The following is a 13,977-nucleotide window of genomic DNA, read 5'->3' as shown; positions in this document are numbered from 1 at the left end:
GGACTTGGGTCATGGTTCTATCGTAACTTCCGCATTCCTCCCGACACTGACCCTACGGGTACAGTGCGGGGCTCCTGCGATTTCTAGCTGACCCTAACCAGCGGGCGGTTTCTGCTAGAAACCCATCAGACGAGCAACAGCGGACAGCTCAGGGACAACGCCGGTGTGGATAGGAGCGGATCCCTGGTGGCTGGCCGTGTCCGGATCCTTAAGGCCATTGCCCGTCAGCACGCACACCACCTGTGCTCCAGCAGGCACCTGCTCTCGCCATTTCAGCAATCCTGCCACCGAGGCCGCGCTGGCCGGCTCGCAAAAGATCCCTTCTTCGGATGCCAGGAGACGATAGGCTGCCAGAATCTCCTCGTCGGTGACGCTATCCACCTGACCGCCGCTCACCTGCACTGCCGCCTTGGCCTTCACCCAACTGGCAGGATTGCCGATGCGAATGGCCGTGGCCACCGTCTCTGGGTGTTCCACCACCCGGTTCAACACCATGGGGGCAGCACCGGCAGCCTCGAAGCCGTAGAGACGAGGGCGACGGGTAGCCTTGCCCTGCTGGCGGTACTGGCAAAACCCCATCCAATAAGCCGTGATGTTGCCCGCGTTGCCCACCGGAATACAGAGCCAATCGGGGGCATCCCCCAAAGCATCCACCACCTCGAAGGCGGCGGTTTTCTGCCCTTCCAAGCGGAAGCGGTTGACCGAGTTCACCAGGGCCACCGGGTAGGTTTCCGCCAGCTGCCGCACCATAGCCAGCGCTTGGTCGAAGTTGCCTTGAACGGCGATGATCTCCGCCCCGTACATCAGGGTTTGGGCCAGTTTGCCTTTGGCCACGTAGCCATCGGGGATCAGCACATAGGCCCGCAGACCTCCTTTGGCCGCAAAGGCAGCAGCCGCCGCCGAGGTGTTGCCGGTACTGGCGCAGATCACGGCCTCTGCTCCGGCCTCTTTGGCCTTGGACACCGCCATCGTCATACCCCGATCCTTAAAACTACCGGTGGGGTTGAGGCCCTCCAGCTTCAGGTAAACTTGGCAGTCTCGCCCCAGCCGTTGGCTCAAAGCCGGGGAAGGCACCAGAGGCGTGTTGCCCTCATGTAGCGTGACCACAGGTGTGCTGGCGCTGACGGGGAGCCATTCCCGATAGTGCTGGATCAGGCCGGGCCAAAGCCCCACTTGCGCGCGGGATCCGGCTATACGAGGGGGATGGGTGGGATTCAGGGTCGCCATGCCGCAGAGGACACCGAGGCTAATCAAAGACCGGCTTTCTCACTGTAGCTGTTCGTGGAGGGGTTCGTATCCACCTCCCGCAGCGGCGGCAGAAACATCTTCCTGATCCCCTCTCTTCAGAAGCTGGGGAGCGGAGGAGCTGCAGGTCGCAAGGCCAGAGCCTGCACCAGAGAGCGCAACTTCAGACGAATCTCGGCCAGCTCTTGCTCTGGGTTGGAGTCAGCCACAATCCCGGCACCGGCATACAAGCGGGCCCAATTCCCCCGAATTAGGGCGGAGCGGATCCCCACCACAAACTCGCCATTGCCCTGTAAGTCTACCCAGCCCAAAGGAGCAGCATAGCTGGAGCGATCAAAGGGTTCCAACCGCTCTAGCCACTGCAGCGCCGCCTGTTGGGGATACCCTCCCACCGCTGCCGTCGGGTGGAGCTGGGCCAGCAGATCGAACAGATGTACATCGGCGGGGAGCTCCGCCTCGATCAAGGTTTGCAGATGCTGGATGTTGGCTAGACGGAGCAGCCGCGGTTGCGGGGAAATGCAGGGATCCATTCCCAACCGACTCAGAGCCTCCCGGATCGAGCGCACCACCCACTGGTGTTCGCGGCGGTCTTTGGGGCTGCGGAGCAGCTCCTCGGCCAACTGGCGATCCTGGACAGGGGTGGCGCCGCGGGCGGCGGAGCCGGCTAAGGCATCGATCTGCACCCGGCCTTGCCACACGGAAAGCAAGCGCTCCGGGGTGGCCCCCAAGAAAACCTGGGGAAAGGCCCCCTCTTGGACCAGGGGGAGAGGCCTGGCCGGCAAATTCCCCCGAGCATCTGCCTCCAAGGACTTCGGCCCGCTGACGCCAGCGGCAAAGGCAAAGATGCTGCAATCGGGATGATCTGTTTCCAGGTAGGCCAGCAGGGACGGGATTGACGGCGGGAGAGGCAAGTGCAGATCCACGGCTTCGGCCAGCACCACTTTCTCCAGGGATCCCGCCTGAATCACCTGCAGGGCTTTTTGGATGCGCGCCAAGAGGGGGGCTTCCTCCAAGTTCACTGGCACAGGAGCTTGCAATTCCCACGAGGGCAAGGGGGATCGAGAAAGGCGCTCCATTTGGGCAAAAAAGGCGGTGATCTGCCCGGCCAAAGCTGCTAGGTCACTTTCGGGAGCAATTTCCAGATTGAGCCGCGCCACCGCCAGAGATCTCCAGGAGCCTGGTACCTGCAACAGTTGCCAGCGCGGCAGAACCAGCGCCGCCCCCCCATCACTCCTGGGGCTGAAACCAAGGCGACAGAAACACAGGGGGCGTTCCTGCCGGCTGTCTGGGAATCTTCCCACTTCCGAGGGCTCCGTTCTGCCAATGCAAGCGGCATGGACGTGGGGCTGCAGCTCTTCTACAAAGCTCCGTGCCGCCCGCAAGCCCCCTTCTCCCGAGAGATCGACCTGCCGCAGGGATCCCCATCCCAACACCCGCACCCTTTCCCCGTGGGCCTTGTGGGAGAAATAACAGTAGCTCGGGAATCGGTTCGTGGGGAGAGAACCCAGCTTCTGGGCCAGCACCGCCAGCGGATCCAGCTCTGGGATGGGCTGGGACAAGCTGAGGATTTGGGGCACGCCCCGCGCCCGCGCCATCTGTTGGCAGGCGGCTAGGAAGGGATCCCAGTGGCGCCGATTCCCCGTCTCGCCTGTCCAAGCAGAAGTGCGCATCGGCGGCCATGCTCTCGGCCACTCCAGGCACTCAAGCGTACCGTGGGCATTCCGAGGGGAAAGAGAAGAGGTCATGCGAAAGAGCAAAGAGAACGATCCCACCTTGGCCGAAAACAGGACACCTGTCGATGGAGACCGGCAGGAGATGACTTTAGGATAAGAGATTAGGAGAAGAGCCGGCAGCCCGGGCTTTTGGGGGCCAGATCTGAGGAGCTTCTTCACGGACTGCAAAGTTTCTTAGCATCCTGGAGAATGCTTCCTAAGGCGCTCTACCTTACAGAACAGATATAGACAGATCCGGAGACGGGCCCCAGAGCAGGCTTGCTCCCCAAGGAGAATTCGCATGCATCCAGATGTCGGCCAAGTGCAGCCACCAGCAGAGGTCGCATGGAGTGACCCCTCCCGCCGGCAATTGTGGATGGCTGCCCTCAAGCCCCCCATGTACAGTGTGGCGATCATGCCCATCTGGGTGGGATCCGCCATTGCCTACGCCCAGTCAGGGGTACTGGATTTGGGGGTTTTGGGGGTGTTTTGGGGAGCTGCCATCTGCATCTTGGCCTGGGTCAACCTCAGCAACGACGTGTTCGATGCCCAGACAGGGGTGGACAAAAACAAACTCCACTCCCTGGTTAACCTGACGGGCAAGCCGGGGCAGGTGTTTTGGGTGGGGAATGCCTTTTTGGCCCTGGGTCTGCTGGGGATCCTGTGGCTGAGCTGGCGGCAATGGGATCCGACGGTGCTGCTGTTGGTGCTGCTGGCCTGTGGGCTGGGCTATGCCTACCAAGGGCCGCCCCTGCGCCTGGGCTACCAGGGCCTGGGGGAGATCCTCTGCTTTTTCAGCTTTGGGCCGCTGGCGGTCTCGGCTGCCCACTACAGCCAAAGCCAGACCTGGTCGCTGCCGGGGTTGGCAGCCTCACTGGTGGTGGGAATGGCGACCAGCTTGATTTTGTTTTGTTCCCATTTCCATCAAGTGCAGGATGACCTAGCCTGCGGCAAGCGCTCGCCGGTGGCCCGCCTGGGGACTTTGCGCTCGGCCCGCCTCATCCCCTGGCTCTGCGGCAGCCTTTTTGGCCTGATGCTGCTGTTTGTGGGGCTGGGGATCTTTCCAGCTTGGACCCTGCTGAGTTTGGCGGGGATCCCGTTTGCGGTGCGGCTCTCCCGCCTGCTGGGGGCTTACCATGACCAGCCGCAGCGGATTAGCCATTCCAAGTTCATTGCCGTCGGCCTCCACTTTTGGCTGGGGCTGTTTCTGGGGTTGGGGTTCATCCTCAGCCGCTATGGCTGAAGGCTGAAAAGTCGGCTTAAGGCTAGGTGTGCGCGGGATCCCTCCGGTGCAGCCGGCAAAATGGGATAAGCTACAGCCTAGAGTGCTAGCTCAGAGCGTTGGCTCCAAGGGGAGTGGTCAGTTCGGGTCGAGGTGAGGCGGCAGCAAGAATAGGATGGGGCGATTCTTCAATTCCAACCTGGGAGTGGCGCTGTTGGGGAGCAGCATCTTGGCTGCTTTGGTGGGCTGGGCCTTGTCGATCGACATCGAAGAAGTGAAGGTGGAGTCTCCTCCCCCCGACCAGCCCCTCTCGGTCAGCCGCAGGGTAGATATCTTGGGTCGTCGGGGAGGCCATCAGCGGTGGCGACTGATCGCCGAGCAGGTGGATCTGGCAGCCGGGCAACAAGTATTTGAGCAGGGGGCGCACGGCTACTTCTACGGAGAAAGCGCCGACCGACAGGAAGGGGTGCCGGATCCCTTTTTTGATAGCAGCGAGCAGATGACTTGGCGGGCCAAGCGAGCCCGCTACAATGCCACCGCCGACGAGCTGTATTTGGATGGCGAGGTGGAGGTGAGGAGCGACGATGGCAGCTTGCTCTTGACCAGCGCCCTGAGAGTCACCCCCGAAGAACGCATCGAGGTGCCCGCGGAGTTCACCCTCAAAGGCCGGGAAATGGTGTTGCAGGGCCGCTCTGGCTCGTTTAACTTTCAATTTGCCCTTCTCAGCGCTCAGCAGGGCAAGCTGATAGTGTTGCCCCCAAACGGCTCGGCACCCACCTCCACCACCATCACCGCCGACCAGATCACCTACGACCGCACCCAACAAGTGGCTCAGGGGAAAGGGAACCTGCGCATTCGCGAACGTGGCATCGAAATTCGCGCTCCCCAGGGCACCTACCTGCGCCAGCAGGCCCAAAGCATTCTCTCCGGCGGTGTGGTGTTGCAAGAGGTGGCCGGCGACAGCAGCCGGGATCCCTTATTGGCCGATCTGCGCTTGGCCCAGGCCTCTCCCGGCCCGGAGGCGACCCCAGACCAACAGGATCAAGAAGTCACCATCATTGCCGACCGCCTCACGTACGACCGCAACACACAAATTGCCCAAGGGGAAGGCAACCTGGAGATCCGCCAGGGGGAAACCATCATCCAGGCGGCCCAGGGCACCTACCGCCGCCGCGAATCCCAAAGTCTGTTGACGGGAGGAGTTACCCTGGAAGAACCCGGACGGGTGCTCACCTCCGCCCGCCTGGAGGGCAACCACCGCGACAAGATCTTCTTCTTTGAAGAGAACGTCCTTTACCGGCAGATGGCTGCCTCTACCCCCACGCCCGGCGGGGGATCCCTGACAGAGGAGCTGCGCCAAGCCGAAACCGAGGTGCGGGCTGCCCGCCTGGTTTACAACTCCCGCACCGGCACTTCCGAGTTTAGCGATGCCGTCGAGTTCATCCAGCGGGGGCGCAGGGCCAAGGCCAACCAGGCCACCATCACCCCTGAGAAAGTGGAGCTGCGGGGAGAGGTGGTGATCGAGCAGATCGAGGGGGAGTGGCTGGCGCGGCGCTTGCAAAACTCAGAGACCCAGGCGGATGTGGATCAGCCGACGGTGATCTACGCCGACCGGGTGGAGATCGACCAAGCCAGCGGCGATGCCCGCTTCTTCGGCAATGTGGTTATTGTGCAGGCCAACCGCGCCATCGAAGGGGATCGCGCCGATTACTTCGACCGAGAACAAATTTTCAAAATCAGCGCCGAACAGGCTCCTGTGGTGCTCTGCGATCGGGGAGAGGTCGGCCGCCTTCCCGGGGAGAGCACCCAAGCTCTGCCGGGCCGCAACGCGCTGGATCAGATGTGCCGGGGCGCCAATCGCCTCAGTGGCAAGCTGGTTACCCTGAACATAAAACAAGATGAATACACCGTCGAAGGGGACGGGCAACAGCAGGGCATGTTTCAGTTTCGCATCACCGACGCCCTCTGATGGGATCCCCCCTCGGGGAGCCATCTGTGGTTTTTGATCGTCCAGGTTTGGCTGAGGTTGTGATCCGAGGTGATGTCATGACGGCTCCACTCGCCGAGGGCAAACTGCGCAGAACCCCTGCTCAAGCGGGCAGCTTTTGGGGATCCCTGAGATTGGGGGCTGCCTTTTTGGAGTTTTATCTCTTCAAAGAGATGATTCGCCCCTTCTTTCTGGGAGTGGCCGGGGGGACGGTGCTGATGCTGGGCAACCAGCTGTTTATCTACACCGATCTGCTGGTGAAAAAGGGCGCCCCTCCCCTGACCATTTTGCACATTCTCCTCCTCAATTTGCCCGCCATTTTGGTGGTCACCTTTCCCATTGCCGGCCTCTTTGCCACCTTGCTCACCCTGGGCAAAATGGGAGCCGACAGCGAGATCACCGCCCTGCGTGCTGCTGGGATCCCCTATCGCAAAGTGTTTATCCCCGTGCTCTGTATTGGCCTGCTGATCAGCGGCTTGGCGCTGTTGACCAATGAAGTGATTGTGCCGGAAACCAACCAAAAGGTGAAAATCCTGAACAAGAACCTCATCTTGGCTCAAGATGCTCTTTTGTTTAATCCAGAAGAGATCGTGCGGGTGGATGATGATCTCTGGTTTCATGTCGGATCGATTGACCCGAAGACCGGCTTGATGCAGGATTTGTTGATCCTGGATCGCAAAGCTGAGACCGGCCACCTGCGCTATCCGCAGGTGATCTCCGCTCAAACCGCGCAGCAGGTGGGCCAATCGTGGCAACTGCGAGATGTGGTGATCCGCCGTTATGACGAGCAGGGGCGCACCTACTATGAAGGCCAGGTGGAAGAAATGCAGCTCAACATCGTCAACAAACTGGTGGGCCTGGTGTACGCGGAAAAAGTGCCCCAAGAGCAACGGGCGGGGGAGCTGTGGGAGCAGTGCCAGCGATATCGAGCGGAGCAACGCCCTTCTGCCGATGTGGCCCGCTGCCTGACGGAATACCACCTCAAGTTCGCCATTCCTTTGGCCAGCTTTTTCGCCATCTTGGTGGCTGCCCCCTTGGGCCTGCAAACGGTGCGGCAAACGGGGCGCTACGGCGGCGTGGCGCTAGCGATTGTTCTGGTGTTTATTTACTATGTACTGATGAGCCTGGGACGAGCGATGGGTCGAGTGGAGCATATCGATCCCTGGCTGGCTGCCTGGTTGCCGAATATGATTTTCGGTGGGGTGGGCTTCTCTTTACTGTGGCGGTTTTTACGGTGAAATCCTGCAACTTCCCCCCTGACTTCAGCCCTTGGGCAAAGTGGTTGGCTCTTTGCTGGGGCGGCTCCCTGTGGTTGGGGACGGGGGAGGCCGTCTTCGCCCAGTTGGACCCCCTGCCCACTGTTGGCGTCGGCGGGACGGAGTTCTCTCTGGAGGGCTACCAGCGCTTTCGGTCAGCGCAAACACTTGCTCAGCGCCTGCAACTGGCCCGCCGGGCTTCCAGCCCAGAACCGATGGCTGCCGCCGATGAGGAGCCCATCACCTTGGCCGAGGCGCAATCTTCTCTGCCTGCTACAGCCTTGACTGCGGCAACCCCACCCCCTACGGCCCCGGTTTCAGACTTTGGATCCCCTCCCCTTGCCAACTCTCCTGAAAAGCCCCTCACGCCAGAAGAACTGAACCGACAGCGGCTACAACGGCTGTTGGCCGAAGGGGCAGCAGCCCATGCTCGGCGACAGGCGCAGCAGGCCCAGGCAACACCTTCTCCCCAACCCCCTTCACCGGCGACGCCCACCGCGGCAGTTCCCAGCCTGAACTCCCTTCGGCTTTCCCAGCCCATGACTTCTCAGGCTGAAGCCCTGCAGGTGGAAGAGCAACCCTGGCTGCGCCCCACCAAGGACTCCGTCCCGCTGACGCGATCGGAATCCAATGGCGAAAACCGGGCTACGGCCCAACTGCAAGGTGGAGCCGGTTCAGAGGCAAGGTTAAATCGGATCCCAGCTTCCCCCAAGACCATTCCTCCCCTGATCTCCCAAGCCGGTGGGAGCTTGGATTTGGGCGGTGTCCTGTTGGCAGAGGCCACCCCTGGGTCGGGGCTGACGGGATCCCCTCCAAGGGGAACGGAAGCCTTTATCCCCACCGCTGGCTCACCCCTGGCTCCTCAACTGCTGGAGCAGTTCCCCCTTTTGCGGGATCTGGGCACCGGGGCAGATGCCGTCTCGGCGACAGGGAACGTTAGCCAGGGATCCCAGATTCGCCAGCAGCTCTCGGCCACCGCGCAGCGGCAAATTCCCCTTGACCCGGATCAAATCAACGTGAGTGGGGATGTGCTCAGCTACATCGCCGAACAAGACCTGGGCATTGCCGAGGGGAACGCCTTGATCCAACTGGCTGACGGCACCCGCATCACCGGCGACCGGCTGCTGTTTTATCGGCGGGAGCGACGCCTGCGCAGCGAGGGCCCTTTTCGCATGGAGCAGCCCCCTGGCCCCCAAGGGCGCGGGATCCGGCAAATCGAAGGGCGAAATTTGGATCTGGATATCCCCGGTCGCACCGCCCAATTTGAGAGCTCGCTGGTCATTCTGCCGGGGGAGGAGCCGGGCACCAAGGTTTTTGTGCGCAGCCAAGAGACCACCGCCATTTTGGGGGATCAGATCTTTTTCGAGAAAGCCACCGTCACCACCTCGCCAGAGCCACCCATCACCCACTACGTGCAAGGGGATCGGGTGGAGGTGTTTCCCGATGACCGGGTGATCGTCTACGACGCCCGCGTGTTTGCCGGCGGCGAACTCACAGAAGCAGGGGATCTGCGGGCGGGCCTTCAGATCGCCTATTTCCCCCTGTTCATCTACAGCCTGCGGGATCACCAGTGGGTGCTGCCGGGGCGCAGCGAGACAGAGGGGGTGTTTGTCAAATCCAGTTGGGCCTACCGCTTCGACGAATACAACTTCGGCGGCCTGCGGCTGGATGTCATGCAGAAAAAAGGGGTGGGCATTGGTTTCTTGCATGACTACATCCTGCCCATCCCGGACAGTGTCAACTACGGGCGAGCCCAGTTTTACTTGGTGACCGAAGCTGACCAACAGCGCTTCTCCAGCCGTTTCCGCATCGACCACAACTTCGACTTCTACGCTGCCAACCTCTTTGGGCAGGAAGGCCAACTGCGGGGACAGCTCAACCTCAACCTGGACAACACCTACCGTCCTGCCGGCGGGCGCAACGACAACGCCGATCTGCGTCTCAACGCCACCTTTCAGGGGGATCTCTCCACCACCACCCTCAACATCAGCCGCACCGGATCCCAGGAGCGGGGCATCTACAGCTTCCCCCTCACCCTCAGCCACACTCAGCGCTACGGGGGCGTGCACTGGCTGCAATCGGATCTCCGCTTGGACTACAACCAGCGGGTGAGCGTCAAAGATGGCCCCGACTTTGCCGATGCGCGGTTGACGCTGGGCACTCAACTGACCCCACCCGGTTGGGGAGGTACCTATCGCCTGGCCTACCGTGCCTACAGCAGTTCCAATGGCGACAACGAGCCGCGTCGCAACTTCGAGCTGGCCTTTAACCCCGACCTCATTCGCATCACGCCCGATATTGCCCTCAGCAGCGCCCTCACCCTGACTCAAGAGCAACAGCCGGATCAAGAGGTGGGGGCAGGTCTCCACTTTTTCAATCGCTACGAGCTGCGCTCCAGCCTCCAGTTCAACGATATTCAACCGGCTCCCTGGATCACCTTCATGCCAGGTTCTATCGATTACACCCAAGTCCTCTACTCCACTCCTGACCAGGAGTCTACCGTCAGCCTCAACCCTCGCCTCAGTCTCAGACCTGCCGACTGGAATACCATCGACCTGCGCTACAGCCGCACCTTCTACGGCAACAATTCTGTGCCCTTCCAAACCCTCTCCACCAGCCCTAAAGATGTGGATCGCATCAATGCCAACATCAGCTTCTTTACGCCCCGCGATCCCCTACCCGATGTGCCCCCAGGCTACATTGCCTTTGAAGATGACCTGCCCGGCGAGCTGCCGATAGCCCTGACCTTCCCCGACGATACCCCGGAGGATTTGGCAGCGATTGCCTCCCGCAACTTGCAGGAGCTGCAGGCAGAGGTGAAAAACCTGGTGCGCCTGGACACCAGCCTTGGCTACGACTTCATCACCCAGAAGTGGGATACCCTCAACGCCAACTTCACCTGGAGCACCGCCCCTGATCTGTTCAACATTCAGTTGCAGACGGCCTACGACCTGAACCAGGGACAGCTCCAACCCGTTCGTCTGGAGTATCGGGGACGCAGCAGCACCACATTTAACCGGGATCAACGCTCTGGCCTGGATGTGTATGAGCCGGGGATCAGCTATGCGCTGCAGGCGGTTTACGATCCCCGGTTGGGCCAGATCTCTACCTATGGTCTGGAGCTGGATGCCACCCTCGGCACGCGATGGCAAAATCACTGGCGGCTGCGCTTGGGCCTGACGGAAGCAGGGATCCGCCGGGTGGAAGTTCGCCGCGACCTGCGGGATTTTGAGCTGCGCCTGGCCTACGATCCGGTGGCCGAGTCGCTGCGCCTGGAAGGGATCCTGGTGGCTTTCCCCAGTCGCCCGGTGGGCCTCACCCAAGAGCGGGGAGATTTTCAACTGACCTCTCCCATCACCTCCCCTATCGGCACCTTTCTGCTCCGCGACGCCGAAGCGACCGGCTGGGATGGCCTCAGGCCCTGATCCCCGCTTCCCTGGGAAGGCTCCCTGTCCACTGTTGCGACGGGCTAGGTGATGACGTCTGGCTGCTGCCGACCGGTGCGGGCGCAAATCTGGGCAAGGTGATCGGCCAGTTGAATCTGTTCGGCCAAGGCCACTTGGGGATCCAGGCCATGCCGGGCGGGATCCAGCTCCAATCGCTCCAGGTACACCCGCAGGGTGGCTCCGTGGGTGCCGGTTCCCGAAAGCCGGTAGATGATGCGGGATCCATCCTCAAAGCCAATGCGGATCCCTTGGTGGCTGGTGGTGCTGCCGTCCACGGGATCGGTGTAGCTGAAGTCGTCAGCGTAGGCCACCAGCTGGGATCCCAGGCGCTGGCCCACCCACCCGGGCAGGGAGCGTCGCAAGTCTGCCATCAGCGCTTCGGCCACCTCCACCGGCAGTCCCTCGTAGTCGTGACGGGAGTAGACGTTGCGCCCATAAGTGCGCCAGTGTTCTTCCACAATCTGCCGCACCGGCTGCCGTCGAACGGCCAAAATGTTCAGCCAAAACAGGACGGCCCAGAGCCCGTCTTTTTCCCGGATGTGGTGAGATCCGGTGCCGAAGCTCTCTTCCCCGCAGAGGGTGACCTTGCCGGCATCCAGCAGGTTGCCGAAGAATTTCCAGCCGGTAGGCGTTTCGTAGCAAGGGATCCCCAGCTTGGCCGCCACCCGATCCGCTGCCTGGCTGGTAGGCATGGAGCGGGCAATTCCCGCCAGCCCTTCTCGGTAGCCGGGTACCCGGTGGGCATTGGCTGCCAGCACTGCCAAGCTGTCGCTGGGGGTCACGTAAAATTGGCGGCCCAGGATCAGATTGCGATCCCCATCCCCATCGGAAGCGGCCCCAAAGTCCGGCCCATCTTCCCGAAACAACAGTTCCACCAATGAGCGGGCATGCACCAGGTTGGGATCCGGGTGTCCGCCGCCAAAATCCGGCAGGGGCTGCCCGTTGAGCACACTGCCCTCTGGTGCTTCCAGGGATCCCTGGAAAATGGCGTGGGCATAGGGGCCGGTGACGGCGTGCATGGCGTCGAAGGCAATGCGGATCCCGGAAGCCAGGTAGTCGCGGATGGCCTCGAAATCGAACAGACGCTGCATCAGGCTCAAGTAATCGGCCACCGGGTCAATGACGGACACCGTGAGGGACCCCAGCCGTTGCTCGCCCAAGCGATCCAGATCGACATCGGGAGCTTCCAGGATGCGGTACTCCCGGATCTGCTGGGTGCGGGCGTAAATGGCCTCGGTCACCTTCTCCGGGGCAGGGCCACCGTTGCCGATGTTGTACTTGATGCCGAAATCCCCCTGGGGGCCGCCGGGGTTGTGGCTGGCAGAGAAGATGATCCCCCCATAGGCGCCGTACTTGCGGATGAGACAGGAAACCGCCGGCGTGGAGAGGATCCCTCCTTGGCCCACCAGGACTCGCCCGATGCCGTTGGCCGCCGCCATCTTGAGCAGGATCTGAATGGCCTCGCGGTTGTAGTAGCGGCCATCTCCCCCCACCACCAGGGTTTGGCCGGCGGATCCCTCTAGGACATCAAAAATGGATTGGACGAAGTTTTCCAGGTAGTGGGGCTGCTGAAACACGGACACCGGCTTGCGCAGGCCAGAAGTGCCGGGTCTTTGGCCGGGAAAGGGCGTCGTGGGAACGATGCGCAGGCTCATAGGCTGCCGGAAAAGCTGCTTGCTCCTCTACTATCTCATCGTTGGGCCTCTTGTTTGGGCTGAGTTGCATCGGCAGCGCAGACTTCTTTCCCTGCCCATCCATGTGTGGATTGGGTTGAGCGGACTGCATCATCTCGGCTGGTAGCCCTCCATCTTCAATCCCCTGGCTTAACCACCCACTCCACCGGGGTTTTGCTGGGATCCGGCAATTTCAACGAGAACAGCCCCGCCGCCAAGATCAAGAGGGTGGAAAACCAAAGACAGCCCTCCAATCCGTAGAACTGGAAGAGGATCCCAGAAGTTACCGTCCCCAACAGCCGCCCGCCGGAATTAGCCATGTAATAAAAGCCCACATTGAGGGCTACGTCGTCGTCTTCCGTGTAGGCCAGCACCAGGTAGGAATGCACTGCCGAATTGAAGGCAAAGACGATCCCGAACAGGATCAAGCCGCCGGTGATCACCAGCTCCGGCGCCAGCCCGGCCATGAAGGCTGTAGCGATCATTGCCGGCACCGCCGTCAGCACAAAGGTCCAAATCTGGATGGTGCGCGCCTTGGGAGCACGGCCAGGGCGACCCCCGCTCAGCAGTTGCGGTGCTACAAACTGAATGAACCCATAGCCGATCACCCAGATGGCCATGTAGCTGCCCACCTGCATAAAAGTCCAGCCCAAGCTGTCGTAGAGAAACACCGGCAGGGCCACCACAAACCACACATCCCGCGATCCAAACAGGAAAAAGCGGGCCGCCGAGAGGATGTTGATCTCTCTGCTCTTGGAAAACAGCCGCTTGAAGGGGATCTTGGCCTTGATTTTGCCCATGTCTGCAGGCAGCAGCGCCCCCGAACAGAAGATCAAAGCCAACGCCCCCGCCTGGACAAAGTTGGCCATGCGGAAGCCCATGGGATCCCCGTAGATTTCGGTGAAGATCTGCAGCAGGGCCGCTCCCACAAAGAACCCCACCCCCTTGAGGGCGTTTTTGGATCCCGTGAGCATAGCCACCCAACGAAACAGGCGGGATTCCGCTTCTTTGGGCACCACCAGGCGGATGGCGCTTTTGGAGCTCATCTTGGTGAGGTCTTTGGCGATCCCGGCCAGAGCTTGGGCGGTCATCACGTAGGCCACCTGGCCCCAGACCGGCCACTGCAGGTTGATCACCCCCAGCATCACCAGGCCAAAGATCTGAATGGCAATGCCGCCGTAGAGGGTCAGCCGCAGGCCAAAGAGGGATCCAATCCAGCCGCCCAGGAAGTTGGTGATCACCCCGAAGATCTCGTAGAAGAGGAACAGCATGGCAATCTGAATCGGGGTGAAGCCCAACTTGTGGAAGTGGAGCAGCACCAACATGCGGATGGCGCCGTCGGTGATGGTGAACCCCCAATAGGCCGCTGTAACCAGGGCGTAGTTGCGAACCGCAGAGGCTTGAGCCGTCGAAACAGAAGTCATGGGCAGGTCTCC

8 protein-coding genes are annotated in these 13,977 nt (G+C 61.4%); 4 read left to right on the top strand and 4 right to left on the bottom strand.

Features of this window, described 5'->3' with window-relative positions; genetic code table 11:
- Positions 1 to 114: 114 nt before the first annotated feature.
- Both thrC and ACVWXZ_RS05425 read right to left on the bottom strand, forming a co-directional pair.
- Positions 115 to 1,227: a threonine synthase gene (thrC, locus tag ACVWXZ_RS05430; protein ID WP_414407018.1), complete on the bottom strand. Its 1,113-nt coding sequence runs from the start codon at positions 1,225 to 1,227 to the stop codon at positions 115 to 117.
- 116 nt (positions 1,228 to 1,343) lie between these two features.
- Positions 1,344 to 2,915 (bottom strand): isochorismate synthase, encoded by a 1,572-nt coding sequence (locus ACVWXZ_RS05425; protein ID WP_457482252.1) that lies wholly within the window; start codon positions 2,913 to 2,915, stop codon positions 1,344 to 1,346.
- Between the two features lie 343 nt (positions 2,916 to 3,258).
- Between ACVWXZ_RS05425 and menA the strand changes: the two genes are divergently transcribed.
- The 4 genes from menA (at position 3,259) to ACVWXZ_RS05405 (ending at position 10,847) form a co-directional block, all read left to right on the top strand.
- Positions 3,259 to 4,200 carry a 2-carboxy-1,4-naphthoquinone phytyltransferase gene (gene menA / locus ACVWXZ_RS05420; RefSeq protein WP_457403264.1) on the top strand — a complete coding sequence of 314 codons (942 nt, stop codon included), beginning with the start codon at positions 3,259 to 3,261 and terminating at the stop codon, positions 4,198 to 4,200.
- Between the two features lie 154 nt (positions 4,201 to 4,354).
- Positions 4,355 to 6,148 (top strand): LptA/OstA family protein, encoded by a 1,794-nt coding sequence (locus ACVWXZ_RS05415; protein WP_457403265.1) that lies wholly within the window; start codon positions 4,355 to 4,357, stop codon positions 6,146 to 6,148.
- A 77-nt stretch (positions 6,149 to 6,225) separates the two neighbouring features.
- Positions 6,226 to 7,404 carry an LptF/LptG family permease gene (locus tag ACVWXZ_RS05410; protein WP_414343355.1) on the top strand — a complete coding sequence of 393 codons (1,179 nt, stop codon included), beginning with the start codon at positions 6,226 to 6,228 and terminating at the stop codon, positions 7,402 to 7,404.
- On the top strand, positions 7,386 to 10,847 hold the full coding sequence (locus tag ACVWXZ_RS05405) for a hypothetical protein (protein WP_457482251.1): 3,462 nt from the start codon (positions 7,386 to 7,388) through the stop codon (positions 10,845 to 10,847). Before ACVWXZ_RS05410 ends, ACVWXZ_RS05405 begins: the two co-directional genes overlap by 19 nt.
- Before the next feature lie 44 nt (positions 10,848 to 10,891).
- Here the strand turns inward: ACVWXZ_RS05405 and ACVWXZ_RS05400 are convergent, their stop codons facing one another.
- A complete protein-coding gene (locus ACVWXZ_RS05400; RefSeq protein ID WP_457482250.1) occupies positions 10,892 to 12,523 on the bottom strand; it encodes an alpha-D-glucose phosphate-specific phosphoglucomutase in 1,632 nt (543 codons plus the stop codon).
- Positions 12,524 to 12,678: 155 nt separating this feature from the next.
- Complete coding sequence (arsJ, locus tag ACVWXZ_RS05395; protein ID WP_457482249.1) at positions 12,679 to 13,965, bottom strand: organoarsenical effux MFS transporter ArsJ; 1,287 nt, start codon at positions 13,963 to 13,965, stop codon at positions 12,679 to 12,681.
- Positions 13,966 to 13,977: the final 12 nt, after the last annotated feature.

This window comes from Thermostichus sp. MS-CIW-38 (genome assembly GCF_054058415.1).
The sequence above is the reverse complement of the archived record's forward strand: the minus strand, read 5'-3'. Positions and strand labels throughout refer to the sequence as shown.

Excerpts from the sequence above, each read along its gene's own strand:
- ACVWXZ_RS05425 (WP_457482252.1), bottom strand. The coding sequence starts at position 2,915 with ATGCGCACTTCTGCTTGGACAGGCGAGACGGGGAATCGGCGCCACTGG.
- ACVWXZ_RS05400 (WP_457482250.1), bottom strand. The coding sequence starts at position 12,523 with ATGAGCCTGCGCATCGTTCCCACGACGCCCTTTCCCGGCCAAAGACCC.
- ACVWXZ_RS05415 (WP_457403265.1), top strand. The coding sequence starts at position 4,355 with ATGGGGCGATTCTTCAATTCCAACCTGGGAGTGGCGCTGTTGGGGAGC.
- arsJ (WP_457482249.1), bottom strand. The coding sequence starts at position 13,965 with ATGACTTCTGTTTCGACGGCTCAAGCCTCTGCGGTTCGCAACTACGCC.
- thrC (WP_414407018.1), bottom strand. The coding sequence starts at position 1,227 with ATGGCGACCCTGAATCCCACCCATCCCCCTCGTATAGCCGGATCCCGC.
- menA (WP_457403264.1), top strand. The coding sequence starts at position 3,259 with ATGCATCCAGATGTCGGCCAAGTGCAGCCACCAGCAGAGGTCGCATGG.
- ACVWXZ_RS05410 (WP_414343355.1), top strand. The coding sequence starts at position 6,226 with ATGACGGCTCCACTCGCCGAGGGCAAACTGCGCAGAACCCCTGCTCAA.